The organism is Pseudomonas sp. R32, assembly GCF_009866705.1.
Lineage (GTDB): Bacteria > Pseudomonadota > Gammaproteobacteria > Pseudomonadales > Pseudomonadaceae > Aquipseudomonas > Aquipseudomonas donghuensis.
Genome location: NZ_CP019396.1, coordinates 2,953,553 through 2,978,303, shown reverse-complemented (window position 1 = coordinate 2,978,303; position 24,751 = coordinate 2,953,553). Strand labels below are relative to the sequence as shown.

Sequence of the window (24,751 nt, the reverse complement as noted above, 5' to 3'; positions counted from 1 at the left end):
CAGGTGCTCATCGAGTCTGGTCGGGGGTCCATTGGTTGTAGCTGTGCCCACGCAGGAACTGCCACAGGCCGACGCTCATTCCGGCCAGGGTCACCAGCACGAAGGCCGCCAGGCGAAACGGCTTGGGCAGGCGTTGGCGCACATCCAGCAGGCCGGCGATGGCAGCGCCATAGCCGAGCAATTGCGCGGCCAGGGTCAGTTGGTAAAAACCGTGGCCGTCGAGCAACCACAGGTTGGCCAGCAACAGCGGCAACAACAGCACCGGCGCCAGACGGCGGATCAGCTTGTGGCTGATCAGGGCAATGGCGTACAGGCCATGGCGCAGCGGGTTGAGCAGCTCACGACGGGCGGCCAGGCTGATCAGGCCGCCAACGGTGACGCGCTGACGGCGGCTGAACTGGCGCTCGGCCTCGTCCACGCCCTGGTCGAGCACCTGGGCCTCGTCGACGTAGACCACGCGCTTGCCGGCGACTGGCGCGCAGGTGTTGATATAGAAGTCGTCGTTGACCCGCGCCGGGATCGGCTGGTACAGCTCGCGGCGTAGCGCCTGCAGGGCGCCGTCGGCGGACACCGTGCAACCGGTGCGGCTTTCCACCCGCCGCAGCCAGGCTTCGTAGTGGCGGTACAGGCTTTCGCCCAGGCTCAGGCCCTTGCCGGGCACCGGGATGATCATCTTGCCCACCGTGCCACCGACCTGCGGGTCGGCAAAGGGCGTCAGCAACGCCGCCAGGGTGCCGTCGATCCAATGCACATCGGCGTCGGTGAACACCACGATGTCGCCCGTGCACTGGGTGACGGCGACGTTGAGCACGCTGTTCTTGCCCAGGCGCGGCAGGTCCAGGACCTGGATGCGCGGGTCGTCGAAGCCGCGCGCCAGGGCCACGGTGCGGTCAGTGGAGCCATCGCTGGCGACGACGATCTGCAAGTGTTCGGCCTGGTAGTCCTGGGCCAGCAGGTTGCGCAGCTTGTTGTCGATATTGCCTTCTTCGTTGTGCGCGGCCACCACCACGCTGACCCGTTGCGGCGCCAGCGGCGCAGGTGCATGCCGGCGGAACAGCGGCCCGACCAGGGTCAGCAGCAAGGGGTAGCCCAGCCAGGCATAAAATGGCAGTAACAGGCACAACCAAAAAATCAACTCAGCCACGGGCGGGCCTCCTTGCGTTCCAGTTGAACAGGCTGAACACGAAGGCCGCGCCGGCCAGGTGCAGGCGGATCCAGTGCAGCCCCCAGAGCTGCAGGGCAAAAAGCGGGTCGCGGTGTGTCAGGCTCTGGCGCAGGCTCAGCACCAGCGCCGGGGCACTGGCGATGAACAGCATGAACAGCGGCAGGCGCGGGTAACCAAAGAGCAGCGCCGACAAGGCCAGGGCATCGAGCATCCAGATACTCAGCGACAACAGCGGAAAGCGCAGCAGGCGCAGGCTCGGTCCGTTGCTGCGCAGCAGTTGCAGGTTGCTGCCCTGGCGCCACAGCTCCTTGCCCAGCCACTCGCTCCAACTGCATTCGAAGCCCCAGTGCAACGCCACCGGATTGCGCAGGGCCAACAGGCGTGCGCCGGCCTTGTTCAGGTGCCAGGTGAAATCCTTGTCTTCGCCGGTGCGCAGGGTTTCGCTAAAACCTCCGACCTTGTCGAACCAGTGGCGCTGCATCAGCAGGTTGGGGGTCGGCAGCCATTGCATACGGTGCAGTGCCGGCAAGCCTGCGCGCAGGGTGCGCCGTTGCCAGGCGCGGGCGAACCAGGGCGCCTGGCGCGGGGTGTCGCAGTCCAGGGCAAATACGTCGCCACGGCCTTCGGCATGCAGGTCGAGCAGCAGGCTCAGCCAGTGCTCGGGTACTTCGAGATCGGCATCGAGAAACGCCAGCCACTCGCCGCTGCTGGCCTGCACGCCGCGATTGCGCAGGGCGCCAATGGTCAGCCCGGGCAGCTCCAGCACCTGGGCACCGAGGCGGCGGGCGATCTGCGCGCCGTCGTCGCTGGAGCCGTTGTCGAGCACGATCAGCTCGCACTCTAGGCCGGCATCAGCGGCGGCGGTGAGCGCCGACTGCAGGGTTCGGCCAATATGCCGGGCCTCGTTGAACATCGGTACTATGACACTGACTTTCATGCCTTCACCTGTTTCAGGCGTGCCTGTTCAGCGTTAACGCGCAACACGCTGGACAGCGCCAGCATGATCCATAGGTACTTGTGGTTGGGCGCGCTGAGGAACATCAGGAACAGGCTGATGGCGAGCATGCTCATGCACAGGTGGGTGAGCAGGTCGGCCTGGTAGTGGTCGCCCTGTTGCAGCCACAGGCGCCGGGCATGCCAGACGTTATAGAGGGCCAGCAGCACCATGCTGGCGAACAGGATGCCCGCGGGGACGCCGACTTCGCTGAAGATCTCCAGGTAGGTGTTGTGCGCCCGGCGGTACAAATCGCCGACCTTGCGGTTGGCCGAGAAGGCCTTGGCGTAACCGGTGGTGGCATAGTGCAGGGGGAAGGTGCCGGGACCGCTGCCGAGCAGCGGATGCTCTCGGATCATCTTGCTGCCGACCACGATGTACGAGGAGCGCCTGCCCAGGGAATCATCCTTGAAGGCGTTGACCCCGGACTTGAGCAGCGCCAGCGACTGGATGCGCGCCACGTAGCTTTCCGGCATCAACGCCACCAGCGTGGGCAGCAGGATCGCCAGGCCGAGCATGGCAAAGCCCAGGTGCCGCGGGCGCAGGTGGGCGACCTGGGTGCGGTAGTGCACCAGCACGATGCCTAAGCTGATCAATAGCACCACCAGGCCCGAGCGCGAGTTGGTCTTGGTCATGCCCGCCAGCAACAGGATGCAGCAGGCGATCCAGAGCAGCTTCTGCACCCGCCCGGGGCTGTTGAACACCAGCCACAGGGCCATGGGCACGGCGATGGCGATGAACATGGCAAACACGTTGGGGTCTTCCAACAGGCCCGCGGCGCGGCCTTCGTCCTGGTACTTGGCCGAGACCATGGCCATGATGCAGGTCAGGCCGACGCTCAGGGTCACCAGCCGGTACAGCATCGGCAGGTCGAGTTCGCGGCCGATCAACAGGGTGATGCCGAACAGCAGCAGGCCTACCGCCAACTCACGCACATGGCCCAGGGACATCTCGCTGCTGTCGCTGGCCAGAAAGCTCAGCAGGTACAACGCCAGAAAGCCCAGCAACAGGCGCCACATGGTGCTGCGCAGGCGCTCGGCCGGCAGTTGCTTGATCGCCAGTTGCAGCACCAGCACCAGCGCCAGCGCGGCGCCGATCAGCTTGGTGGCGGTCAGTTGGCTGTCCTTGAACAGGCCTTCGAGCGGCACCAGGGTGATGATCGCCAACAGCCCCCAGGCCGGGCGCCTGTACAGCGCCAGCAGGCCGGCCAGGCCGATGACCGCGCCGGGCGCGAGGAATGGGTAGGGGCTGGCCAGCAGCGCCAGGCAGGCAATGGCCAGCAAGCCGATCAGGGACAGGGGAATGATCATGCGCAGGTCTCCGTGGCCGCGCCCAGGTATATCCGGGCCCAGCGTTGCGCCAGCGTCGGCAGGTGATAACGTTCGCGTTGGGTGTGCCGCGCCCGGGTAATCAGCTCACCGGCCTGGGCCGGGTCGAGCATCAACGCCTCAAGCTGCATTGCCAGCTCATCCACCGCCAGGGGCCGGGCCAGCAGACCGCTGTGCCCGTGTTCGATCACATCAGGAATACCGCCAACGCCAAAGGCCACCACCGGTACGCCATCCTGCATGGCTTCGAGCAGGATCATCGGCGTACCTTCGGTGCGCGAGCTGATCACCAGGGCATCCAGGCGCGCCATCCAGGCGCGCATGTCGGTCTGATAACCCGGCAGGCGAATACGCTCGCTCAAGCCAGCGGCATCGATGCGTGCCTGCAGGGCTTTGCGCTCCGGGCCGTCGCCGAGCATCACCGCAGCGAGCTGCGGATGACGCTGGCACAGCGGGATCAGGGCATCGAGAAACAGGTCCGGGCCTTTTTCGCGGCTCAAGCGCCCGACATAACCGGCCAGCCAGCGACCGTCGCCATGGCGGCGTTCGGGCAGCGCTTGGGCGTCGGGCAAACCGTTGGGAATCACCTGCAACTTGGCTTCGGCAACCCCCGCCTGGCGGTGGATGCGCTTGATGCTTTCGGCCACGCAGATCACCTGGCCGATGGTGGCGGTGCGGCACAGCTGCAGGCTGATCCAGGTATACAGGTGTTGCTTGCGGCTGGTGGGGGTGAAGCCGTGCTGGGTAGCGACCATGGGCAGGCGCCACAACCTGGCCCCCAGCCAGCCGAACAGCAGGCCCTTGAAGTTGTGGCTGTTGATCAGCGGCTGCTGGTCGTGGCGCTGGCGCAATTGGCCGAGCAGCTCACCCATGCCGTCGCAGGTCTGGCAGGCCACGCCGGCGGCGCGAAAGCGCGCCACCAGTTGGTCCGGGGCTCCGAGGAACAGCACCAGGTGCTGTCCGGGGGTGGACCGGCAGTGGTCCAGCAGCATGCGCTCGACGCCGTAGAAGCCACCACTGCTGAGCAGATGCAGGATGGGCCGCATGGGCGTCAGCGCAGCGTTCAATTGCGCACCCAGTGCACCAGCCGCGGCAGCGACCAGCCCTTGTAAGGGTTGGGAGTTTCCGGGGTCTGGTCGTTGATCACCAGCAGTACCGGCAGGTCCAGTTGATGGCTGATTTGCGCCGGGTGCTTGAAGCGCCGGTCAAAGAACTCTTTGACGTACACCAGGGCAATGGCCAGCAGCAGGCCGGTGAGCATGCCGAACGGCACGATCAGCAGCGGCCTGGGAAACGCCGGCTCCGCAGGTTCATACGGCGCGCTGAGGATCCGCGCGTTGGACAGACCGTTGAGCAGGTCGGCCCCACGCGACTCTTCGTAGCGCTGGGTGTAGGTAAAGTAGGCCTTGTGCAGGGCGTCGATCTCGGTGTCGAGCTGGCGCGCCTTGCTCTGGGTCTCTTGCAACTGGTGCACGCGGCCTTTGAAGTCAGCGATGCGCTGGGTCTTCTGGGCGATCACGTTCTGCACCACGGCCAGGTCCTTTTCACGCTCCTTGATGCGGTTGGCGACGATCTTGAGGAACTGCTGGCGGGTCTTGGCGATCTGTTCGCGCTGCAGCAGCATCTGCTCGCTGCCAGGCTGGAACACCGCCAGGTCGCTGACGTAGGTCAGCACCAGGGTGGTCAGCTGTTCACCGAGCTGCTTGATCTCGCGGTCCTCGAACGCCACGTTGTCGACCGTGGTGGTGAAGGTGTAGGGGAAGGCGAAATCGCGCATGCCAGCGTTGCCGGCCGCGGCCAGGCTGGTTTTCAGGTACTCCAGCCACTGCTGGCTTTGCAGCAGGCGGTCGCGGTACAGGTTCAGCGCCTGTTCTTCGGTGTTGATGGCGTTGAGGCGGAAGGTAATTTCTTCTTTGGGGTCCGAGGAGCCGATGCTCTCGAGCATCCCCAAGCGCTTGCCTTCGAGGTTATCCATGCGCACCTGGTACTGCAGTTTCTTCTGCTCGTAGAACTGCTCGGGCAGTTCGTTGGACTGCAGGTTCTGGCGGTTGCGCAGGTAGTTGTCGAGCAGGCGGCTGACGAACAGCGTACCCAGTTTCGGATCGGGGAAGCTGTAGGTCACCGAGACCACGTTGGAGCCCGGCAGGGTTTCGATTTTCAGGTCCTCGATGGCGTCATCGGTCAGGGTGTCGAGCTCGGTGTCGCGCACCGGGTCGACTTCCAGGCCGAACAGCGAGCGCAGCGGGTTGACCACGTACTCGCGCAGCGGGTTGGTAATGATGCTGCGGATCGGCCCGAGCACCATCCGTTGCATCAGGCTTGGCGGGACCTCGTACTTGCCCTCGGCGCGCAGCTGGCTGATGGTTTTGCGGATCAGGGTTGGCGAGCGCAGGATGTTGCTCTCGGTTTCCATGTCGGCCAGCGACGGTGGGATGAACTTGTCGGTCTCCTGGGCCAGGGCGGTGTTGGTATCGCTCTGGGACAGTTTTTTCGACTGCACGATCACTTGCGCCGTAATGTCGAAGCTCTGTTTGAGCACCAGCGGCAACAGCAAGGCGATCACTGCGAAGACCAGGAACACACGTTTGACCAACTGGCGGTTGGCAAAGAAGATCCTGAAGAATTCATGCAGGTAGTTTTCTTTTGTATTCATGCTCGGATACCCGCCTGGGATTAGTTGTTGTCGCTTTCTTTGTTGTCAACGCGATAACCGAAGCTGAAACCGACCCCCTGGAACAGCACCACGTCAGCCAGTTGCCGGGCCAGGTCGCCGGCGCTGGCGAGCTTGGTCTTGGGCACATAGAGCATGTCGTCCGGCTGCAGGTAGGCGACTTGCGCCGCGCTGGCGTCCAGGGCCTCGTCGACGTTGTAGGGCACAGCCTGCACCTGGTTGCCGTTGCGGCGCATGATCACCACCGAATCGAGCCGCGCCTTGACGTTCGGGCCTCGGGCCAGGGTCAGGGCTTCGAGCACTGACACCGGGCGGCGGATCGGGTAGGCGCCGGGCTGGCCGACTTCACCCAATACGTAGATTTCGTTGACGGCGGTGGACTTGAGCATCACGTCCACGGTCATCCGCCCCGGCAGGTCGGCATAGCGCTTGTTCAGGTAGGTCTGCAGCTGGGTGACGGTCATGCCCTGCAGCGGTACCGAGCCGATTTCCGGGAAGCTGGCCTGGCCGTCGCTGCCCACGGTGATCTCGCGGCTCATGCCGGTGGCGGGGTGGCTGAGGGCGCTTTTCAGCTGCTGCTCGTTGGTCAGCGGGCTGATCACCTGCACGGTGACGTTGTCACGCCCCGGCTGGAACAGGTGCTTGTTGCGGTAGGCCTGCTGGATGGTCCGCCGCGCTTCATCCGGGGTTTGCCCGGCGATGTTCACCGAGGTGTTGGCCCGTGGCAGCTCGATGGTGCCGTCCGGCAGCACCAGCTGGTTGCCGTTGAGCGAGCTGGCCGCCGGGAACTGCAGGCCCACGGTGTCACCGGGCTGGATGCGGTACGCCGCCGAACCGCTGGTACTGATGTGGAAGATCACATCGAGCACGTCCTGCGGGCGTAGCACCTGCTCGCTGCGCGGCAGTTCGGCATCCTGGGCGTTGGCCGGGTTGGCGGTCATGATCTGGACCGGCATCTGCCGGGTGTCTTGATTGGCGCAGCCGGCCAGGGTCAGCAGGCACAGCGCGAACGTCGTGTATTTCATGTGAGGCTCCTGGGCTGCTGGCCTAAAGGTTGTTGTACAGCCACTTGGGCATGTAGTACTTGCGCCGGTTGAACACGCTGCCGATCAACCTGGCGCCGGCTTGGGTCAGGCGCTGGGCGGTGGCCTGGGCCACTTCCCAGCGGGTGTCTTCGGCGCACACCACCAGGATCACGCCGTCGACCAGGGTGCCGATGATCAGGCTGTCGGCACTGGCGTAAACGGCCTCGCCGTCGATCACCACGAAGCGGTAGTGCTCGCTCATGTGCTTGAGCAGCACACGCAGCAGATCGGGGTTGAGCCGCTCCTTGCCGCGCTTGTAGGTGCCGGCCGGCAGTAGGTCGAACGGCTGGTCGGACAGGCGCACGATGCAGTCCTGCATCAGCGGCGGGGTGTCCTGGTCAAACATCAGGTCGCTGAAGCCGCGCAGTTTATGCAGGGCCAGTTGCTGGCTGAGGTTGTTGCTGCTTGGGCTGCTGTCGACCAGCAACACCGGGCCGCCACTCATCAACGCCAACTGGCTGGCGAAGGCCAGGGCGCAGGTGCTGGTGCCGCTGCCGGTGTTGGCAGCGGTGAGCAGCAGGATGCGCTGGTCTTCGTCGAGCACCGTGGAGGTCAGGTTGGTTTCGCTCGGGGTGGCGATCGTCAGACTTCTTGAAGTAGAACCGTCCATTCAACTTGCTCCGTGGCCGCTGAAGACTTTGAAGGGAGTCTTGAGGAGGATCTTCAGATCCAGCATCAAGCTCTGTTCGTTGATGTAGCTCAGGTCCAGTTCGACTCGCTGGTCGAAGTCTATGTCGCTGCGTCCGGATATCTGCCACAGGCCGGTCATGCCGGGGTGGATGCTCAGGCGAGCGAGGTGGTTGTCTTTGTAGCGATAGGCGTTGAACGAGGTGGGGCGCGGGCCGACCAGGCGCATGTCACCGCGCACCACGTTGAACAGGTTGGGCAACTCGTCCAGGCTGCTGCGCCGCAGCCACTGGCCGATCGGGGTGACGCGCGGGTCCTTGTCGATCTTGAAATCGATGGCATCGGCGCCGTGCTTGTTCAGGTGGCGCACCGAATCCTTCAGTGCTTCGGCATTGGCAACCATGGTGCGGAACTTGTACATGCCGAATGCACGGCCGCGGTAGCCGGTACGCTTCTGCACGAAGAACACCGGGCCGGGGCTGCTGAACTTGACCAGCACGGCCAGCGCCAGCAGCAACGGCGAAATCAGCAGGAGGATGCACAGGGCGCCAAAACAGGCGACCACCCGGTTGGTGCGCGACAGGGTCCAGGGACGCCCGCCCGCGCGGCCGGTCATCCAGCCACGGCCTTGCATGTGAATCGCCGCGTCGATGCGCTGGCGATGCGCGGGGTCCATGCGCTTGTCTTGATACAGTGCCTGCAGTTGCGCACTTTTAGGTTGGCCTGTCATACCGCCCTCCGCTGATGCACGGGCGCCTGCCCGTTTGCCCGCGCTACGTCCTGGTCAGGTCGCGGGTAGTACTGATGAAACCAGGCAATAAAACGCCCGAGCCCTTCATCCAGAGAAACCTGGGGGGTGAAACCGGTGACCTGCTCCAGCGTGCTGACATCGGCACAGGTGGCTAGCACATCGCCCGGTTGCAAGGGCAGCAGCTCGACCTCGGCCTTGCGCTGCAGGTGTTTTTCCAGCAGCGCCACGTAGTCGCTGAGTTCCACCGGGCGCTGGCCGCCGATATTGAACAAGCGCCATGGCGCCGGGCTGCTGGCCGGGTCCGGATGCTCGCGGTCCCAGGCCGGGTTGGCTTGTGGCGCCAGCGGGATCAGGCGCACCAGGCTTTCGACGATGTCGTCGATGTAGGTGAAGTCGCGCTGGTGCTGGCCGTAGTTGAACAGCTGGAGCGGTCGGCCCTCGGCAATCGCCCGGGCGAACTGGATCGGCGACATGTCCGGGCGGCCCCAGGGGCCGTACACGGTAAAGAAACGCAGGCCGCTGGCGGGGATGCCGAACAGGTGGCTGTAGCTGTGGGCCATGGCCTCGTTGGCCTTCTTGGTCGCGGCATACAACGACAGCGGATGGTCGACGGCATCCTCGACCCGGTACGGGATGTGTTGGTTGGCGCCGTACACCGAGCTCGACGAGGCATACAGCAGGTGCTGCACCGGATGGTGGCGGCAGCCTTCGAGAATGTTCAGGAAACCGCTGAGGTTGCTGTCGATGTAGGCCCTTGGGTTTTCCAGCGAGTAGCGCACACCGGCCTGGGCCGCCAGGTGAATCACCACCTCGGGTTGCTCGCTGGCGAACAGTTCGGCCATGCCGACGGCATCGTTCAGGTCAAGGCGCTGCAGGGTAAACGCGCCGGCTTCGGCTTCGACCCAGCGCACCCGCGCTTCTTTGAGCGCCGGGTCGTAGTAGTCGTTGAAGTTGTCCAGGCCGATCACTTGATGGCCATCGCGCAACAGCCGCAGGCTGCAGTGAGCACCAATGAACCCGGCGGCGCCGGTGACCAGGATCTTCATGGCGCCGGTACCTCGGGCTGGACCTGGCGCAGGCCGATGCCGCTGTAGCTCAGGCCGAAGGTGGCGACCTGCTCGGGGTTGTACAGGTTGCGTCCGTCAACGATCAGGCGGCTGCGCAGCTTCTTGGCCAGCAGGGCGAAGTCGACCACGCGAAAATTCTTCCACTCAGTGCAGATCACCAGGGCGTCGGCGTCTTCCAGGGTGTCGTCGCGGGTGGCGCACAGTTGCAGGTCTTTGCGGTAGCCGTAGAGGCGCCGGCATTCGGCCATGGCTTCCGGGTCGAAGGCGCACACGGTAGCGCCTTCGGCCCACAGCGCTTCCATCAGGTAGCGGCTGGGCGCTTCGCGCATGTCGTCGGTGTTGGGCTTGAAGGCCAGGCCCCAGACGGCGATCGACTTGCCGGCCAGGCTGCCGGGGAAACGCTGCTTGAGCTTGGCGAAGAGGATCTGTCGTTGGGCGTCGTTGACGTCGCTGACACTCTGCAGCAAGCGCAGGGGCATACCGCTGCGTTCGGCAGTGTGCAGCAGGGCGCGCAGGTCCTTGGGGAAGCACGAGCCGCCAAAGCCGCAACCGGGGTAGATGAAGTGGTAGCCGATGCGTGGGTCGGAGCCGATGCCCTTGCGCACGGCTTCGATATCGGCGCCCAGGTGCTCGGTGAGGTTGGCCAGTTCGTTCATGAAGCTGATGCGCGTGGCGAGCATGGCGTTGGCCGCGTACTTGGTCAGCTCGGCGCTGCGGTTGTCCATGAACATGAGCTTTTCATGGTTGCGGCAGAAGGGCGCGTAGAGTTCGGCGAGCTGGTCGTGGGCCTGGTCATCGGCAGTACCGACGATGATCCGGTCCGGGCGCATGCAGTCGGCCAGCGCGCTGCCCTCTTTAAGGAACTCGGGGTTGGACACCACCCGCACCTTGAGCGCGCCCTTGCCCAGGCGCTGCAGTTCTTCGCGGGCCAGGGCGGTGACCTTGTCGGCGGTGCCGACCGGTACGGTGGACTTGATGATCAGGGTGCGGTCGGCCTCCATCAGCCCGGCGATTTGCCGGGTCACCCCCAACACATGGGAGAGGTCGGCCGAGCCGTCTTCATCCGGCGGCGTGCCGACGGCGATGAAGATCAGTTCGGCGTGGCTGACGGCGTCACTGGCTTGCGTGCTGAACAGCAGGCGGCCTTCCTTGATGTTCTCTTCGAGCATGCTCGAGAGGCCGGGTTCGCTGATGGGCGGTACGCCTTGGCGCAGTTGATCGATCTTGTGGGTATCGACATCGACGGATAAAACCCGGTGTCCCACATCTGCAAGGGCTGCAGCTTGTACAAGACCGACATAGCCGGTGCCAAACACACTCACGTCCATGTCGGCGCGCCTCGTATGGAGTAAGGAGGATGAAACAGTGGTGTGATTTCGGTATAGCCCACCCGTGGAAAACTGTGTCAATCAAATGGCATGTTTCGTCGAATTTACAGTCGTCGCGATTTGGACTTTTTGCGATCAAGCTGTTCTAAATCCGAGGGTTAGCTTTGCTAAGCACTGGCCAATTGCCGCATCGCAAAACGATGAACGGTCGAAAGCCGTGATAAACAAGGTGTTCATGCATGCAGTTGCTACGCGAATGCAACGTTTTCGCGTTTTTGAATTGTCAGAATTGGCGCTGCCAAGTTTGGTCAGAAAATTGACGTTGTTCCGGTTTGCGCTTTGGGGGAGCGCTGCTAACGTGTCAATGTCCACGGCAATTTCAAGGTTTCCAGGTGAGGACGAGATGCACAGATACTTCAAGGAACTGCTGCTCGCGCTCTACCTGCTGAGCAACTACCCCTATTACCTGGAACGCTTTGAGGCCATCGGCCTGAACCCGGCATTGCTGCTGTATGCCGGCGTGCTGGTGCTGCTGGTGCTGGCCTTGCTGCTGAGCGCGAACATTCGTCAGGGCTGGTTACGCTGGGGCTTTGCAGGGGTGTTCAGCGCCAGCGCGGTGTTCTTCGATGCCTACACGCGCATTACCGCCGACTACCTGACCTACAGCGGCTTTATCTCGATGGTCTATTCCGGTGGTTTTATCGGTGAGGCCATAGAGCAGTACCACAGCGTAATCCTCCGCGTGTTGGGCAGCTCGCTGCTGTTGCTGTTGGGCCTGGGGCTCAAGCCACGGCACAGCGTGCCTGGGCCCGGGGCACTGCCATGGGTGGCGCCGCTGCTAGGCATCGCCTTGCTTACCGCGATTCTGTTCGTGCGCGCCGGCGAGGGTGCGCGCGGTTTGCCGATCATGTACACGCCGCTGGCGTATTCCAACCTAATGCTCTACGAGTCGCTGCACGACAGCGTCGGCCCCCGTGAACCGGTGACCCTGGCGCGCAGCGGCCCGGCCCTGGCCCGTGACATCGTGCTGATCATCGACGAAAGCGTCTCCGGCAATTACCTGGACCTGAACACCGCCCATGGCGTACGCAGCCAGCTCAACCAGGCCCGCCCCGGGGTCAGTATCTTCAACTATGGCTATGCCGCCTCGATTGCCAATTGCAGCTCCGACACCAACGTCACCCTGCGCTATGGCGGCACCCGCGACGACTACCTGCGCATCAACTCGACCTTGCCGTCGATCTGGCAATACGCCAAGGTCGCAGGGCTTGGCACCGTGTACATCGATGCCCAGCGCACGGGCGGCAACCTGCAGAACCTGATGAATGCGGCGGAAAAACGCGATATCGACCAGTTCATCCAGTTCGACAGCACCCCGGTGCGTGACCGCGACATGGCCGCCGTGGCCAAGCTCGGTGAGCTGCTGGGCGACGGCAAGCCGCAGCTGATCGTGATCAACAAGGTCGGCGTGCACTTCCCTGTGCACGACAAATACCCCGACGACTTCTTGACCTACCGCCCGGCCTTGCCGCGCGGGCAGTACACCGACATCACCGACACCGGCCGGCGCGATGGTTTCTCCGGCCAGCCCGAAGACTGGGTGCTGTACCGCAATTCGTACATGAACAGCCTGTTGTGGAATGTCGGCGAGTTCTTCAATCGCTTGTTTGCCAACGCCGATCTCAGCCAGGCGGTACTCATCTATACTTCCGACCACGGCCAGGACCTGCACGAGCGCGGCAACCCCGGCCTGAATACGCACTGCGACAGCAACCCGGTAGAAGAAGAGGGCCTGGTGCCGCTGGTGGTGATCCAGGGCCAGGGCTTGCAGACCCTCGACTGGCAAGCGCACCTGGCGAGCAACAAGGATCGTTCCAGCCACTACAACATCTTCCCCACCTTGCTGCAGTTGCTCGGTTACGATCCGGCCGGCATCGCCCCCATCTACGGGCGTTCGCTGGTGGTACCAACGAAGGACGACTTCAGCTTCAATACCCGCTTCAATGCACGCCTGGGGGCCAAGCCGGTGTTCAGGCGTATCGATCTGAGCCAGGTGGTCGTGCCCCAGGGCGGTCCGGTAGCGACCCAGGCGCAGATGCCGGTCGGCCAGGCCGACTGATCGGCCACAGGTTTACACCGGGGGGTGCAGGGCTCTGAAACCTTCGGCTTCTTCCACCAGCCAGTCATGCACCGCGCGTGCCCCTGGATGCGCCAGGCCACCGGGCGGGTACAACAGCACATAGCGCTTGTGGTTGGCGATCGGCAGGCCGAACGGCACGATCAACGTACCGCGCTCCAGCTCGTCGTTGAGCAGGGTGCGCCGGGCAATCGCCACGCCGATGCCGGCAATCGCCGCCTCAATGGTCAGGTGGTTGCGGTTGAACGTGTGCCCACGGCGCACATCCAGGCCGCTGGCGCCAATCCCTTCCAGATAGAACTCCCACTCGGCGTATTCCGAACTGCCACGCCAGGCGGTGATGTCGTGCAGCAGCGGATAGTGCGCCAGGTCCGCCGGGCCGTGCAGCGGTGGGCGGCCGCGCAGCAGAGAGGGGGCGCAGACCGGGAAGATCTGCTCGTCGAGCAAGGGCGTTGAGTGCATGCCCGGGTAGCTGCCGTCGTTGAGGTCGATGGCCAGGTCGAAGTCGCCTTCATGCAGGGCCTGGCTGCTGTCTTCGGCCACCAGGCGCAGCTGGATGTCCGGGTAGCGTTGCTGCAAGCGCGGCAGGCGCGGGGTCAGCCATTTGGCCAGGAACGACGGGATTGAACGCAGGCGCAGGGTGCCGCGGATTTCGCCGGCATCCAGGCGGCGCAGCTCGGCATCGATGCTGCCATAGGCTTCGCTGACGGTTTGCGCCAGGCGCTGGCCCTCGGCGGTCAGCTCCACGCCGCGCGCGCGGCGCAGGAACAGGCGAAAGCCCAGGCGCTCCTCCAGCTGGCGAATCTGCTGGCTGACCGCGCCGGGGGTGATGTGCAGTTCTTCGGCGCAGCGGGTGAACGATAAGTGCCGCGCCGCACAGGCAAACACATGCAGCCAAACGTACATCTGGCCATTCATTTGTCGCTTCATTGTTTAGCTCTGCTAAAGGCTTGCTTAGAAAGTTTCGTTGGTCAAGACGGCAGTGTCCGGGCAGTATCGCGCAACTTCGCGACACCCATCAATTTTTTAACAGCGCCGTTGCGTGACATGGAATGTTACCTCGGTCAGGCATTAGCATGGCTATCAGTGTTTTCGACCTTTTCAAAATTGGCATCGGGCCGTCCAGCTCCCACACCGTAGGGCCCATGCGTGCAGCGGCAACCTTTGCCCGGGCGCTGCGTGAGCACGGTGTGCTGGAGCAGGTGAACCGGGTCGAGGTGCGCCTGTACGGTTCATTGTCGGCCACCGGCGTCGGCCACGCCACCGACCGGGCCTGCCTGCTCGGGCTGATGGGCGAATGGCCCGACCAGATCGACCCGCAGAGCATCGAGCCGCTGATCGCGCAATTGCAGCAGAGCCAGGTACTGATGCTCGACGGCCGCCGGGCGATCCCGTTCGACTGCGCTACCGACCTGCTGCTGCTCGACGAAAGCCTGCCGTATCACCCCAACGCCATGACCCTGGAAGCCAGCGGTGCCAGCGGCTCGTTGCTGCAGCAAACCTATTACTCGGTCGGTGGCGGTTTTATCGTCGAGGCGGCGCAAGTGGGCGAGGCGGGCAACAGTGCCGAGCAGGTGCAGTTGCCCTATGACTTCGACAGCGCCGCCGAGCTGCTGGCGCTGTGCAAGCAGCACCAACTGCGGGTCAGCCAGGTGATGATGGCCAACGAGTTGGCCTGGCGTGAAGAGGCCGAGGTGCGCAGCGGCCTGCTGAAATTGTGGGCGGCCATGCGCGAGTGCGTCGACAACGGCCTGCGCAACGAGGGTGTCTTGCCCGGCGGGCTCAAGGTCAAGCGCCGCGCCGCCAAGCTGCACCGCAGCCTGCAGGAACTGGGCAAGCCCAACGTGATCGGCTCGACCCTGAGCGCCATGGAGTGGGTCAACCTGTTCGCCCTGGCCGTCAACGAAGAGAACGCCGCCGGCGGGCGCATGGTCACCGCGCCCACCAATGGCGCGGCGGGGATCATCCCGGCGGTGCTGCATTACTATATGAAGTTCAACCCCGATGCCTGCGACAACGACGTGGTCGACTTCCTGCTCAGCGCCGCCGCCGTGGGCATCCTGTGCAAGAAGAACGCGTCGATCTCCGGGGCCGAGGTGGGTTGCCAGGGCGAGGTCGGTTCGGCCTGCGCGATGGCTGCTGCCGGCCTTGCCGAAGTGCTCGGGGCAACGCCGATGCAACTGGAAAACGCCGCCGAGATCGCCCTGGAACACAACCTCGGGCTGACCTGCGACCCGGTTGGCGGCCTGGTCCAGGTGCCGTGCATCGAGCGCAATGCGATTGCTGCGGTGAAGGCCATCAACGCCGTGCAGATGGCCTTGCGTGGCGATGGCGAGCACTTCATCTCCCTCGACCGGGTGATTCGCACCATGCGCGACACCGGCGCCGACATGCATGCCAACTACAAGGAGACTTCGCGCGGCGGCCTGGCGGTCGCGTTCGTCGAGTGTTGATCCCATCGCGGGTCAAGCCTGCTCCTACATGTGGGAGCGGGCTTGACCCGCGATAGCTGCACCCCTGTTCCAAAGTTATTCATACGCAACAAAAACAACTACAAGGCAATATCGATGACTGATTTAAATAGCACCACGACCGTTCGTGTGGACTCGGCCGCGCCTGCGCAAAGCCGTGCCTGGAGCCGTCACGACACCACCTGGGTTCTGGGCCTGTATGGCACCGCCATCGGCGCCGGCACCCTGTTCCTGCCGATCAACGCCGGGGTAGGGGGCTTCTGGCCGCTGCTGGTGTTGGCGGTACTGGCCTTCCCGATGACCTTCTATGCCCACCGTGGCCTGACCCGCTTCGTGCTTTCGGGCAAGCGCGGCGCCAGTGAAGACATCACCGAAGTGGTCGAAGAACACTTCGGCGTCGGGGCCGGCAAGCTGATCACCCTGCTGTACTTCTTCGCCATCTTCCCGATCCTGCTGGTGTACAGCGTTGCCCTGACCAACACCCTGGGCAACTTCATGGAACACCAACTGCACGTGACCCCGCCACCGCGGGCGCTGCTGGCCCTGTTGCTGATCTGCGGGTTGATGATCGTGGTGCGCAGCGGCCAGGGCATCATCGTCAAGGTCATGAGCCTGCTGGTCTATCCGTTCGTTGCCGCGCTGTTGCTGCTGGCTCTGAGCCTGATCCCCAACTGGAACGGCGCCTTCTTCGCCCAGGCCAGCGAAGGCATGCCCCTGGACCTGTTCTTCAAGACCTTGTGGCTGGCCATCCCGGTGATGGTGTTCTCCTTCAACCACTCGCCGATCATCTCGGCCTTTGCCGTTGACCAGAAGCACCGCTACGGCGAACAGGCCGACGCCAAGAGCGGCAAGATCCTCGCCAGTGCCCACGTGATGATGGTGCTGACGGTGATGTTCTTCTGCTTCAGCTGCGTGTTGGCCCTGAGCCCGGCGGATCTTGCCGCAGCCAAGCAACAGAACATCTCGATCCTGTCGTACCTGGCCAACCACTTCCAGACCCCGGTGATCGCTTTCGTGGCGCCGTTGATTGCCCTGGTGGCAATCACCAAGTCGTTCCTCGGCCACTACATCGGTGCCAGCGAAGGCTTCCAGGGCATGATCGTGAAAAGCCTGCGCAGCCGCGGCAAGCAAGTCTCGGCCAAGCGCCTGGAGCAAATGACCGCGCTGTTCATGGTCATTACCTGCTGGGCCGTGGCGACCCTGAACCCGAGCATCCTCGGCATGATCGAGAACCTCGGCGGGCCGATCATCGCCTGCCTGCTGTTCCTGATGCCGATGTACGCCATCCACAAGGTGCCGGCGCTGCGCAAATACTCGGGCAAGGCCTCGAATGTGTTTGTAGTACTGATCGGCTTGATTACCCTGTCGGCGATCCTGTACTCGTTCTTCGCTTGACCCGAGCACCAAGCGCCGGGTTACTTGAGCACCACCCGGCGCTTGGTCAGCTCACCATCCTCGCCACTGGGCCAGTGCAGCTCCACCAGCACTTCGGTCTGCTGGCCATCCAGTGACGGGCGCACGCTGAGCAGGGCGAAGTTCTTAGCGCCGGCCATGGCGTACCAGCGCTCGCAGACCATGTTGGCAATGCCCGGCATCTCGCCACCGCCGCTGATGGCCATCTTCAGCATGTCCGGCGCCGGTAGGCGCGAGATGGCGCTGGAGGTGACCTGGAACACCTTGGCCGCCGGGTATTGCTTGTGCAACAGGCGAAACACCGCCGCGCAGTGCACGTCGCCACTGAGAAACACCACCGGCTTGGCACTCTTGCCCAACGCCGCATACACCTGATCGAGCAGTACCTTGCGTTCGGCCAGGTTGCTCTTGTGGTCCCACTCATCCATGCAGTCATCCTTCAGCGAGCCGAAATCGGCGCCGTTGGTGACCGCGTTCTTCCAGTGCATCACCGGCACCGGCGAGACAATGAACACCGCCTTGGCGCTCTGCACCACGGCACTGTTCAACCAGTCCTTGAAGCGCTTCATTTGCGCGCTGCCGAGGATCTTGTGCGGGTCGTTGGCCTCGATATCGTGATGGCCGCGCATGTCCAGCACATAGAAGGCCGAGCCGCCTTGCTCGAAGGCGTAGTCCCAGTGGCAGTCGTCGGGCTTGTCGAGGTTGATCGAGGTCACAGGGTTGTGGCTGTGCTCGTATTCATAATAAGCGCGGCAGGCGGCGCGCCACATGAGGTCGACGAGCATCTGGTTGGTGGGGCCGTTGCTGGTGCTTTCAAACAGCAGCGAGATGCGTTTTTGCCGCTCCTTGTTGGTCAGCGAGCCCCAACCGTCCATGATCTCGTGATCGTCCCAGATCATGTACTGGGGGAACTGCTCGTACACCTCGCGCAAGGTCGGGATGTTCCAGTACACCCGGTAGTACCAGCGGTAGATGTTCAGCAGGTACTGCTCGATGCCGGGTTTGTCGTAGCTGTTGCCTTTCTTGTAGTGGGCCAGCAGGGCCTGCTTGTTTTCTTTCAGCCATTCCCAGATATCCAGGAAGCCGTTTTTCTTGTTGGTGTCGACGTACATCTGGTCGCCACCGCCGATGACGAACTGCGCGCGCTGGTCGATCAGTTGCTGGTGCAGCAGCGGCCAGGCGCCGGCACTGCCGTCGGCGCTGATCGGGTCGTGGCAGCTGTAGAAGCCGAAGGTCAGGGTTTCGGGATTGATCGCCGGGGTGATGAAGTTTTTCGGCGAGTCGGCGCCGATTTCGGTGCGCCGACGGATGATCAGGTGGTCGGTTTCGCTGCTGATCAGGGCATAGTAATAGGTGCTTTGCGCCTTCAGGCCAGTCACTGCAAAGACACCGGTGAGGTCGCTGTCGAAGCTGAATTTTTGCGCCTGGACGAACACCGGCTTGATCTTGTGTTTTTTCAGGAAATCGGCCACGGGCAGCTCATCCAGGCGCTGCAGGTCGCCGCTCAACGGCGTGGTGGTGACCACCAGCACCCACTCGCCGGGCATGTACACGCGAAACCACAAGCGTACGCTGGTTGGCGTGATCGCACCGATGATCGCGGCGCTGGCCAGCTTGGCGTATTTGCTTTCATTGGAGGTGGGGTCCAGGAGCTGGGACATGGTCGATTTCCTTATCAGGTCAAGTTGTTGTCCCGGCAAGTAAAGCGGATTGGCCTGGTTCTGCCATTGTGCGTCGTTCTGCGCGCAGGACGCTGTAGTTCAACCGCGCGACTGGCGGCGGCGGGTCTTGGGCGCTAGGGTAGGCGGGTGTACCCATCTCCGATTAAGGAAGCTCATGAGCGCATCAACCGTTTACGCCGACCTTGGCGATGTTCCGTATCAGGTAAGCCTGGCTGCCGGTGCCCAGCAGTGGCTGGCTGATGAGGGCCGCGAGCTGGGCGGCCACGACAGCGGTCCCAATCCGCATCAATTGCTGCTGTCGGCCCTTGGCGCCTGCACCGCAATCACCTTGTCGATGTATGCAAAACGCAAGGAGTGGCCGCTGCACCATGTGCATGTGCAGCTGGACATCGTCAGTGAGGTGAAAAGCCCTGAAGTGCGCACCGAGATCAAGCGTGTGATCGAACTGCACGGTGATCTCGATGCGGCCCAGCGCGAGCGCCTGCTGGGCGTGGCCAATGCCTGTCCGGTGCACAAGCTGCTCAGCGGCAGCATCGTCATCGACAGTGAACTGAGCGACTAGCGTGATTCGCTCTTGAGCTTGGCGAAGCTTTTGCGCAGGTCGCTGGCCCAGCCGTCCAGCACTGGCTTGACGTTCTCCAGGGCCAGCTTGGAGGTGTTGTTTTCCAAGGCCTCGCCGGTGCCTTTGCGTACCACCTGAGCGATCACCTTGTTGTTGCCACCGTCGAGGAAGGCTGCCTCGGTGGCGATGTCCACTTCCTGGTCGCGGCCACCGGCGGCAGTGTTGACGGCGGCGGCCACCAGGGCGATGGGGATCACTTCGTAGGGCTTGAGGCCTTCGGTCTTGGTCGACACGGCGGTGATCGCCGGGCGCACCACCAGCACACCCGGGCCCGGACCCTGAGCCAAGGGCAGCTCGGCACCCAGTTCACGCTTGAGCGCGGTGTTGTAGTACTGGGTGATCTGCCCCAGGGTCTGCGGCGATATCGCCGCAGTGGGCTGGGGCTTGGGGTAGAACTGGCTGGGCTCGATATACACCTTGGTGAAGCGCGCGGCTTTCACCTGCGGGTCGATCCAGCGCATCACCGGCTGGCCGGAGATGCTTTCGGCGGGCTTGAGGCGGCTATAGTCCTTGAGAAACCCGGAATACTGGCTGGGGTCGACCCGGGAGCTGGCGCAACCGGCCAATACGATAAGGGCGGAGCAGAGCAGGGTGGAGCGCAAGGTGGGTTTCATCGACTTTCGTATCCTTGGCAATGACCGCACGGGACAGGGAGTTGATCGCCTGAACAACGCTAGCAGCTCTTGGCCAGGCCGCCAGCGATCGAGCGCAAAGCGCTCGTAAAGGATAGGTCTATGCAATACTTGTCGGTCCTTACCCACCTCAGGACCCCGCAATGGACTTGCCCCGCCGCCTGCGCAGCAAACAGCTGAAACTCCACGCCCCGGAACTGACCTTTGCCGCGCAACTGCAGGCTGTGCTCAACGCCAACTACGGCTTCCACCGTGAATTTTTGCCCTGGGCCCGCGACGACTGGACCCTGGAGCAGGCGCGGCAAAGCCTGCTCCAGGCCCGGCAGAACTGGGCAGCGCCCCAGGGCGAAAAACGCTACTACCTGTTCCTGGCCAGCGGCGAACTGATCGGCTGCCTGGGCGTGCGCCCGGATGCCCAGGGCAAGGTCGGCTTGGGCTACTGGATCGCCGAGGTCCATGCCCGGCAGGGCTTGATGACCGAGGCGCTGGAAACACTGCTGCCGGTGCTGGAAGGCTCGCTGCTGTGGCTGACCACGTCGCCGGCGAATGTGGCCTGCCAGCGGCTGGCGGAGAGGTTGGGGTTCCGGCGGGTGGCTGCGGCGAGTGGGGCGAATGCGCGGTTGCGGTATGAGTTGAGGTGCTGATTCAAAGTCGGCGTTGCCTGGGTTTACGAGCGCTTCGCACTCGATCGCTGGCAAGGCCAGCTCCCGCAAGTTCAGCGTTACGCCGGCCACTGTGGGAGCTGGCTTGCCAGCGATGAGGCCGGCAAAGCGCTAGCCAATCTCAGGTCCTAGGACCTATCCTAACCATTACGCTCTATGGTGGCTGTGCGCGGGAGGGCTTCGGCCCTGCCGGGTTCCTAACTTACCGGTTCGCCAACCCGCGTACAGCTGCCACCCATTTGTTTGGCGACGAAAGCGTGGCGGCTCCACAAGTTAGGAGTTGACCATGAAAAAGCTCGTCCCCGATCCCCCAAGCCTGCACCTCGCTGAAACCGTCGAAACCCCTGTCAACAGTTGCCCGGAGCACCCACCCTTGTTCAGCGTGTGCGCAGGTGTCAGCGCCGAAGACGCGCTGGTGCATGCCTTGCTGTACCTCAAGAGCGCCAGCGCCACTATTGGCCAGGCGGTGCAGCACTGCAGTGAGGAGGGACGAGGGTTTGTCTGGTCGGCCCAGCAATCGGTGGAGCTGGCCAGGGCGCTGGTGGATGCGTTGTTGGACGGGATTGAGTTGAGGGTGCTGAAAGACTGACTCGGTGTCGCCTGAATTTACGAGCGCTGCGCACTCGATCGCTGGCAAGCCAGCTCCCACAGGGTCAGCATGTGGGAGCCGGACTTGCCGGCGATGGGCTGCAAGGCAGCCCCGGGAGCGTCAATCCTTGACCAGTGTCCGCAACGCCGCTTTCGCCTCTGGCGTGTGCAGCCGCTCGATAAACAGCAAGCCTTCACGTTGAACAGTGACCTCCAGCTCCTGCCGATGGGCATCCTTGAGCAAGCGCTTGCTGATCCGTAGCGCATCCTGGGGCAAGGCCTGCAGGCGCTGGGCCAGTTTGCGTGCGGCCGCCAGGCACTGTTCGCCATCCTCATGCAGTTCATTGGCCAGGCCCCACTCGACGGCCTGTTCGCCCGTGAGCAGCTCATTGCACAGCAACAGTCGCGCCGCCCGCGCATGGCCGAGCAGCCGTGGCAGCAACAGGCTGGAACCAAATTCCGGGCACAAGCCCAACGGCACGAACGGCAGGCGCAGTTTGGCCGAGCGGCTGACCAGCACCTGGTCGCAGTGCAGCAGCAGGGTGGTGCCGATGCCGATGGCCGGCCCCGCCACCGCAGCGATCAGCGGTTTGTCCAGGGCCATGATCACCCGCATCAGGCGAAACACCGGGCTGTCCATGGCAGTGGGCGGGTTGTCGAGAAAATCCTTCAGGTCGTTGCCGGCGCAAAAGCACTGTGGGCCACCGGTGAGCAGGATCACCTCGACCTGCGCATCCTCGGCCGCTGCCCGCAACTGATCGCCCAACCGCGTGTACATGGCCGTGTTCAGCGCATTGAGCTTATCTGGGCGGTTGAGGGTCAGGGTCAGCAGGCCCTGGTGCAGTTCGCGTGTGATCAACTCGTTCATGGCGTGCCTGTGTTGTTGTAGGTATCAGAACGTCGGCGGGGTGATCACCCAGATCACCACCGCATCCACCTCGCCAGGGTTGCCGTAACGGTGCGGCTCCTGGCTGGAAAAACTGAAGCTGTCGCCTTCGCTCAGCTGAAAATGCCGCTCGCCGACCCACAGCTCGAAACTGCCGGACAGCAGGTAGCCGGCTTCTTCGCCATCATGGCTATAGCTTTGCTGGCTGTAGGTGCCCGGTGGGAAGCGCGAGTGAAGAATCTCTAGTTGGCGGTTGGGTTGCGGGGTGAGCAACTGGTCGACGATGCCGTCTTCGTAATGCACGCTCAGGCGGCTGTTCTTGCGTACCACGTAACCGTTGTCTTCCGGGGCGGTGCTGGCTTCGCTGGCGAAGAACCACTGGATGGTCACGCCCAGGCTGCGGGCGATGTTGAACAGCGCCGGGATCGACGGGTAGGAGAGGTTGCGCTCCAGCTGGCTGATGTAGCCGGCGGTGAGCTCGCTCTGTTCGGCAAGCTCGGCCAGGGTCATGCCGCGGCGCTTGCGCAGGCCGCGGATGCGGGTGCCGAGAAAATGCGGGGCGCTGGCACCTTCCTGGCTGGCGGCGGGCGGCATCTTGCTGCTGTTGCTCATGGCGTGCTCCGAACCGCACTGTCAAAGCCCCGGAGTATAAACAGCCTTACAGGCTCCAGGCGACCTTCAAACCGTCGTAGACGGCTTCTTCAACCGTGCGCGGGGCCAGGCAGTCGCCGATGCGTTTTACCTCGACCAGGCCGTGCAGTTGCGCCGCCAGGGTATCGACCGGCTGATGGCCCTGGCACAGCACCAGGGTGTCGATGTCTTCAAAGATCATCGGCTCGCCGCTGGCGGTGTGTTGCAGGTACACGGTGTTGTCGTCGCAGCCGTACAGGCGTGCATAGGGGGTGATCGGGATGCCCAGCTTGTGCAGTTCGCCAGCCATCTGGTCGCGTACGTACAGCGGCAGGCTTTCGCCGCAGTGGGTGCCGTTGACCGCCAGTTGCACCTGGTGGCCTTCACGCACCAGGCGCTCGGCGATGCCCGGGCCGATCCAGTCGCAGCGCCAGTCGACCACCAGCACCGAGCGCCCGGGCTTGGCCTCGCCACGCAGGATCTGCCAGGCATCGACCACCTGCAGGTCGCCGCCGCGCTCGAAGGCCGGCCAGTAAGGTTCGGCACCGGTGGCGACGATCACCAGGTCAGGCTGCTCGCGCTCGACCAGGGCGCGATCCACGCGCGTGTTGCGCACCACCTTGACCCCGGCCAGGTGCATCTCGCGCTGCAGGTTGGTGCTGGCACCGCCGAACTCGGCCCGGCGCGGCAGCAGTTGCGCGAGCAGCACCTGGCCGCCGAGCTGGGCGCTGGCTTCATACAAGGTGACGTCATGGCCACGGGCTGCGGCCACCGCCGCGGCCTTCATGCCGGCCGGGCCGCCACCGGCGATCATGATGCGCTTGCGTGTAGTCGCCGCCTGCAAGGTGCCGAACTGTTGCTCGCGCCCGGTTTCCGGATGCTGGATGCACGAGATCGGCAGGCCCTTGTGAAAATGTCCGATGCAGGCCTGGTTGCAAGCGATGCAGGCGCGCACGTCTTCGACGCGTTCGCTGCGGGTTTTGTTGGGCATCTGCGGGTCGCAAATCAGCGCGCGGGTCATGCCGCAGACATCGGCCTGGCCACGGGCGAGGATCAGCTCCGCTTCCTGCGGCTGGTTGATGCGCCCGGTAACGAACAGCGGAATGTTCAGCTGTGCCTTGAAAGTCCCGGCCTCTCGCGCCAGATAGGCCGCCTCGATGGCCATGGGCGGGACGATGTGCACCGCACCACCGAGCGACGCCGAGGTGCCGGCGACGATGTGCACATAGTCCAGCTCGGACTGCAGCATTTTTACCGCCGCCAGCGATTCGTCCTCGGTCAGGCCCTCGGCATCGCGCTCATCGGCGCTGATGCGCAGGCCGATGATGAAATCGTCTGCCGTTGCCGCACGTACCGCGGCGATCACTTCGCGGACAAACCGCAGCCGTTGCTGCAACTCACCGTTGTAGCCATCGCTGCGGCGGTTGACCCGTGGGTTGATGAACTGCGCCGGCAGGTAACCGTGGCTGGCAACCACCTCGACACCGTCGATGCCGGCCTGGTGCAGGCGCCGGGCCGCGGCGGCGTAACCGGCGATGATCTCGTCGATCATGCCCTGGTCGAGCGCCCGCGGCATCACCCGAAAACGCTCGTTGGGCACTGCCGACGCCGAGTAGGCCACCGCCAGCAGGCCATCGCTGGATTCCATGATTTCCCGCCCCGGGTGGAAGATCTGCGACAGCACCACGGTGCCATGGGCATGGCAGGTCTCGGCCAACTGGCGGTAACCCTCGATACAGGCGTCGTCGGTGGCCATCAGCACGTGGGAGGTGTAGCGGGCGCTGTCGTGCACCCCGGCCACCTGCAGCACGATCAGGCCGACGCCACCGGCGGCGCGGGCCTGGTGGTAGGCGATCAGGCGCTCGTTGACCAGGTTGTCGGTGGGCATCGAGGTGTCGTGGCCGCTGGACATGATGCGGTTCTTCAGGCGTTTGCCCCGGATTTGCAGCGGTTCGAACAGGTGCGCGAAGGTCGACATGCGGGTCAGGCTCCAGCGGGGTGTTGTTATTATT

Annotated in this window: 22 protein-coding genes; 6 read left to right on the top strand and 16 right to left on the bottom strand. The window is 63.8% G+C overall.

Going from position 1 to position 24,751, the window contains the following annotated elements; genetic code table 11:
* Window positions 1-7 precede the first annotated feature (7 nt).
* From PspR32_RS14000 to PspR32_RS13955, 10 genes are read right to left on the bottom strand one after another with little or no spacing between them, the layout of a single operon-like run.
* Complete coding sequence (locus tag PspR32_RS14000) at window positions 8-1,144, bottom strand: glycosyltransferase family 2 protein (RefSeq protein WP_010220531.1); 1,137 nt, start codon at window positions 1,142-1,144, stop codon at window positions 8-10.
* On the bottom strand, window positions 1,137-2,102 hold the full coding sequence (locus PspR32_RS13995) for a glycosyltransferase (protein ID WP_036997094.1): 966 nt from the start codon (window positions 2,100-2,102) through the stop codon (window positions 1,137-1,139). Before PspR32_RS13995 ends, PspR32_RS14000 begins: the two co-directional genes overlap by 8 nt.
* On the bottom strand, window positions 2,099-3,469 hold the full coding sequence (locus tag PspR32_RS13990) for an O-antigen ligase family protein (protein ID WP_036997095.1): 1,371 nt from the start codon (window positions 3,467-3,469) through the stop codon (window positions 2,099-2,101). The genes PspR32_RS13995 and PspR32_RS13990 overlap by 4 nt, the downstream gene beginning before the upstream one ends.
* A complete protein-coding gene (locus PspR32_RS13985; RefSeq protein WP_374045207.1) occupies window positions 3,466-4,554 on the bottom strand; it encodes a glycosyltransferase family 4 protein in 1,089 nt (362 codons plus the stop codon). Before PspR32_RS13985 ends, PspR32_RS13990 begins: the two co-directional genes overlap by 4 nt.
* Window positions 4,551-6,140, bottom strand: coding sequence for a GumC family protein (locus tag PspR32_RS13980; RefSeq protein ID WP_159388719.1), 1,590 nt, complete (start codon window positions 6,138-6,140; stop codon window positions 4,551-4,553). The genes PspR32_RS13985 and PspR32_RS13980 overlap by 4 nt, the downstream gene beginning before the upstream one ends.
* 20 nt (window positions 6,141-6,160) lie before the next feature.
* Window positions 6,161-7,183 (bottom strand): polysaccharide biosynthesis/export family protein, encoded by a 1,023-nt coding sequence (locus tag PspR32_RS13975; protein ID WP_010226851.1) that lies wholly within the window; start codon window positions 7,181-7,183, stop codon window positions 6,161-6,163.
* Between the two features lie 22 nt (window positions 7,184-7,205).
* Complete coding sequence (locus PspR32_RS13970) at window positions 7,206-7,853, bottom strand: CpsD/CapB family tyrosine-protein kinase (RefSeq protein ID WP_159388718.1); 648 nt, start codon at window positions 7,851-7,853, stop codon at window positions 7,206-7,208.
* Window positions 7,854-8,600 carry a sugar transferase gene (locus PspR32_RS13965; RefSeq protein WP_010226854.1) on the bottom strand — a complete coding sequence of 249 codons (747 nt, stop codon included), beginning with the start codon at window positions 8,598-8,600 and terminating at the stop codon, window positions 7,854-7,856. It lies immediately after the preceding gene.
* A complete protein-coding gene (locus tag PspR32_RS13960; protein WP_036997098.1) occupies window positions 8,597-9,667 on the bottom strand; it encodes an NAD-dependent epimerase in 1,071 nt (356 codons plus the stop codon). The genes PspR32_RS13965 and PspR32_RS13960 overlap by 4 nt, the downstream gene beginning before the upstream one ends.
* Window positions 9,664-11,016, bottom strand: a complete 1,353-nt coding sequence (locus PspR32_RS13955) for a UDP-glucose dehydrogenase family protein (protein ID WP_010226860.1) — start codon at window positions 11,014-11,016, stop codon at window positions 9,664-9,666. The genes PspR32_RS13960 and PspR32_RS13955 overlap by 4 nt, the downstream gene beginning before the upstream one ends.
* Window positions 11,017-11,419: 403 nt before the next feature.
* On the opposite strand from PspR32_RS13955, the gene PspR32_RS13950 reads away from it, so the two are divergent.
* Window positions 11,420-13,135 (top strand): sulfatase-like hydrolase/transferase, encoded by a 1,716-nt coding sequence (locus tag PspR32_RS13950; protein ID WP_010226861.1) that lies wholly within the window; start codon window positions 11,420-11,422, stop codon window positions 13,133-13,135.
* Between the two features lie 12 nt (window positions 13,136-13,147).
* Here PspR32_RS13950 and PspR32_RS13945 read toward each other — a convergent pair whose 3' ends face one another.
* Entirely contained in the window at window positions 13,148-14,083 is a 936-nt protein-coding gene (locus PspR32_RS13945; RefSeq protein WP_026001544.1) for a LysR substrate-binding domain-containing protein, read from the bottom strand.
* Window positions 14,084-14,229: 146 nt separating this feature from the next.
* Here PspR32_RS13945 and PspR32_RS13940 point away from each other — a divergent pair, with 146 nt between their 5' ends.
* Both PspR32_RS13940 and PspR32_RS13935 read left to right on the top strand, forming a co-directional pair.
* Window positions 14,230-15,606 (top strand): L-serine ammonia-lyase, encoded by a 1,377-nt coding sequence (locus PspR32_RS13940; RefSeq protein ID WP_010226863.1) that lies wholly within the window; start codon window positions 14,230-14,232, stop codon window positions 15,604-15,606.
* A 114-nt stretch (window positions 15,607-15,720) separates the two neighbouring features.
* The gene (locus PspR32_RS13935) at window positions 15,721-17,019 is read left to right on the top strand and encodes a serine/threonine transporter (RefSeq protein WP_026001545.1); all 1,299 of its coding nucleotides are present in this window, start codon (window positions 15,721-15,723) and stop codon (window positions 17,017-17,019) included.
* Window positions 17,020-17,039: 20 nt separating this feature from the next.
* Here PspR32_RS13935 and PspR32_RS13930 read toward each other — a convergent pair whose 3' ends face one another.
* The gene (locus PspR32_RS13930; RefSeq protein WP_010226865.1) at window positions 17,040-18,698 is read right to left on the bottom strand and encodes an alkaline phosphatase D family protein; all 1,659 of its coding nucleotides are present in this window, start codon (window positions 18,696-18,698) and stop codon (window positions 17,040-17,042) included.
* A 175-nt stretch (window positions 18,699-18,873) separates the two neighbouring features.
* Here PspR32_RS13930 and PspR32_RS13925 point away from each other — a divergent pair, with 175 nt between their 5' ends.
* On the top strand, window positions 18,874-19,281 hold the full coding sequence (locus PspR32_RS13925) for an OsmC family protein (protein WP_010226866.1): 408 nt from the start codon (window positions 18,874-18,876) through the stop codon (window positions 19,279-19,281).
* Here the strand turns inward: PspR32_RS13925 and PspR32_RS13920 are convergent.
* Window positions 19,278-19,955 (bottom strand): DUF3313 domain-containing protein, encoded by a 678-nt coding sequence (locus tag PspR32_RS13920; protein WP_010226867.1) that lies wholly within the window; start codon window positions 19,953-19,955, stop codon window positions 19,278-19,280. The genes PspR32_RS13925 and PspR32_RS13920 overlap by 4 nt on opposite strands.
* A gap of 161 nt (window positions 19,956-20,116) precedes the next feature.
* On the opposite strand from PspR32_RS13920, the gene PspR32_RS13915 reads away from it, so the two are divergent.
* Together PspR32_RS13915 and PspR32_RS13910 are read left to right on the top strand one after the other, a co-directional pair.
* Window positions 20,117-20,617: a GNAT family N-acetyltransferase gene (locus tag PspR32_RS13915; RefSeq protein WP_010226868.1), complete on the top strand. Its 501-nt coding sequence runs from the start codon at window positions 20,117-20,119 to the stop codon at window positions 20,615-20,617.
* A 304-nt stretch (window positions 20,618-20,921) separates the two neighbouring features.
* A complete protein-coding gene (locus PspR32_RS13910; protein ID WP_159388717.1) occupies window positions 20,922-21,224 on the top strand; it encodes a DUF6124 family protein in 303 nt (100 codons plus the stop codon).
* A 120-nt stretch (window positions 21,225-21,344) separates the two neighbouring features.
* On the opposite strand, the gene PspR32_RS13905 is transcribed toward PspR32_RS13910, so the two are convergent.
* The 3 genes from PspR32_RS13905 to PspR32_RS13895 form a co-directional block, all read right to left on the bottom strand.
* Entirely contained in the window at window positions 21,345-22,091 is a 747-nt protein-coding gene (locus PspR32_RS13905) for an enoyl-CoA hydratase (protein WP_159388716.1), read from the bottom strand.
* 24 nt (window positions 22,092-22,115) lie between these two features.
* Window positions 22,116-22,703: a helix-turn-helix domain-containing protein gene (locus tag PspR32_RS13900; RefSeq protein ID WP_442967034.1), complete on the bottom strand. Its 588-nt coding sequence runs from the start codon at window positions 22,701-22,703 to the stop codon at window positions 22,116-22,118.
* Between the two features lie 64 nt (window positions 22,704-22,767).
* A complete protein-coding gene (locus PspR32_RS13895; protein ID WP_100783098.1) occupies window positions 22,768-24,717 on the bottom strand; it encodes an oxidoreductase in 1,950 nt (649 codons plus the stop codon).
* Between the last annotated feature and the right edge of the window lie 34 nt (window positions 24,718-24,751).

Coding starts and splice junctions, on each gene's coding strand:
- PspR32_RS13995 (WP_036997094.1), bottom strand. CDS start 2,102: ATGAAAGTCAGTGTCATAGTACCGATGTTCAACGAGGCCCGGCATATT.
- PspR32_RS13990 (WP_036997095.1), bottom strand. CDS start 3,469: ATGATCATTCCCCTGTCCCTGATCGGCTTGCTGGCCATTGCCTGCCTG.
- PspR32_RS13980 (WP_159388719.1), bottom strand. CDS start 6,140: ATGAATACAAAAGAAAACTACCTGCATGAATTCTTCAGGATCTTCTTT.
- PspR32_RS13975 (WP_010226851.1), bottom strand. CDS start 7,183: ATGAAATACACGACGTTCGCGCTGTGCCTGCTGACCCTGGCCGGCTGC.
- PspR32_RS13970 (WP_159388718.1), bottom strand. CDS start 7,853: ATGGACGGTTCTACTTCAAGAAGTCTGACGATCGCCACCCCGAGCGAA.
- PspR32_RS13965 (WP_010226854.1), bottom strand. CDS start 8,600: ATGACAGGCCAACCTAAAAGTGCGCAACTGCAGGCACTGTATCAAGAC.
- PspR32_RS13960 (WP_036997098.1), bottom strand. CDS start 9,667: ATGAAGATCCTGGTCACCGGCGCCGCCGGGTTCATTGGTGCTCACTGC.
- PspR32_RS13955 (WP_010226860.1), bottom strand. CDS start 11,016: ATGGACGTGAGTGTGTTTGGCACCGGCTATGTCGGTCTTGTACAAGCT.
- PspR32_RS13950 (WP_010226861.1), top strand. CDS start 11,420: ATGCACAGATACTTCAAGGAACTGCTGCTCGCGCTCTACCTGCTGAGC.
- PspR32_RS13945 (WP_026001544.1), bottom strand. CDS start 14,083: ATGAAGCGACAAATGAATGGCCAGATGTACGTTTGGCTGCATGTGTTT.
- PspR32_RS13940 (WP_010226863.1), top strand. CDS start 14,230: ATGGCTATCAGTGTTTTCGACCTTTTCAAAATTGGCATCGGGCCGTCC.
- PspR32_RS13935 (WP_026001545.1), top strand. CDS start 15,721: ATGACTGATTTAAATAGCACCACGACCGTTCGTGTGGACTCGGCCGCG.
- PspR32_RS13930 (WP_010226865.1), bottom strand. CDS start 18,698: ATGTCCCAGCTCCTGGACCCCACCTCCAATGAAAGCAAATACGCCAAG.
- PspR32_RS13925 (WP_010226866.1), top strand. CDS start 18,874: ATGAGCGCATCAACCGTTTACGCCGACCTTGGCGATGTTCCGTATCAG.
- PspR32_RS13920 (WP_010226867.1), bottom strand. CDS start 19,955: ATGAAACCCACCTTGCGCTCCACCCTGCTCTGCTCCGCCCTTATCGTA.
- PspR32_RS13915 (WP_010226868.1), top strand. CDS start 20,117: ATGGACTTGCCCCGCCGCCTGCGCAGCAAACAGCTGAAACTCCACGCC.
- PspR32_RS13910 (WP_159388717.1), top strand. CDS start 20,922: ATGAAAAAGCTCGTCCCCGATCCCCCAAGCCTGCACCTCGCTGAAACC.
- PspR32_RS13905 (WP_159388716.1), bottom strand. CDS start 22,091: ATGAACGAGTTGATCACACGCGAACTGCACCAGGGCCTGCTGACCCTG.
- PspR32_RS13900 (WP_442967034.1), bottom strand. CDS start 22,703: ATGCCGCCCGCCGCCAGCCAGGAAGGTGCCAGCGCCCCGCATTTTCTC.
- PspR32_RS13895 (WP_100783098.1), bottom strand. CDS start 24,717: ATGTCGACCTTCGCGCACCTGTTCGAACCGCTGCAAATCCGGGGCAAA.